This is a genomic window from Rhodococcus xishaensis (assembly GCF_004011825.1).
In the GTDB taxonomy this organism is placed as follows: Bacteria; Actinomycetota; Actinomycetes; order Mycobacteriales; family Mycobacteriaceae; genus Prescottella; species Prescottella xishaensis.
The window spans coordinates 1-552 of sequence record NZ_RKLO01000020.1; the positions used below are offsets into that span (position 1 = coordinate 1).

The 552-nt window shown below is 59.4% G+C and carries 2 rRNA genes; both read left to right on the forward strand.

The annotated features are described in order from the left end of the window. Nucleotides 1-110 (forward strand): 16S ribosomal RNA (locus EGT50_RS16910); the annotation flags it as partial. A 357-nt stretch (nt 111-467) separates the two neighbouring features. Continuing rightward, nucleotides 468-552: ribosomal RNA gene (locus EGT50_RS16915) — 23S ribosomal RNA — on the forward strand; the annotation flags it as partial.

Genomic DNA, 552 nt, shown 5'->3' on the forward strand with positions numbered 1-552 from the left:
GCCGGTGGCCCAACCCCTCGGGGAGGGAGCCGTCGAAGGTGGGATCGGCGATTGGGACGAAGTCGTAACAAGGTAGCCGTACCGGAAGGTGCGGCTGGATCACCTCCTTTCTAAGGAGCATTCTCCAGACGTGTACCGCCGAGGAGTCGGTGGATGATGTTCTGGCAGAGCCTGTTTCAGCTCCCGGATGTGGAGCGGCAGGAGCTCATGGGTGGAACACTGACAGCTTCATCCGCGGATCGGTCGGCCACGAGGCCGGCTGGTGGGTGGTATATCGGCGCACTGTTGGGTCCTGAGAGAACACGCTGGTGTGAGAGCACGTGAGTGTTTCTTCTCGAGGAAGAAAACGGCAAGGCCTGGATGTGGTCATACCGCGGATGCCCGGTTTCGGGGGTTCGGCTGGTGTCACTTTGAATCCGGGTGTTGTGTGTTGTTTGAGAACTGCACAGTGGACGCGAGCATCTTTGTTGTAAGTGTTTAAGAGCGTACGGTGGATGCCTTGGCACCAGGAGCCGATGAAGGACGTGGGAGGCTGCGTTAAGCCTCGGGGAG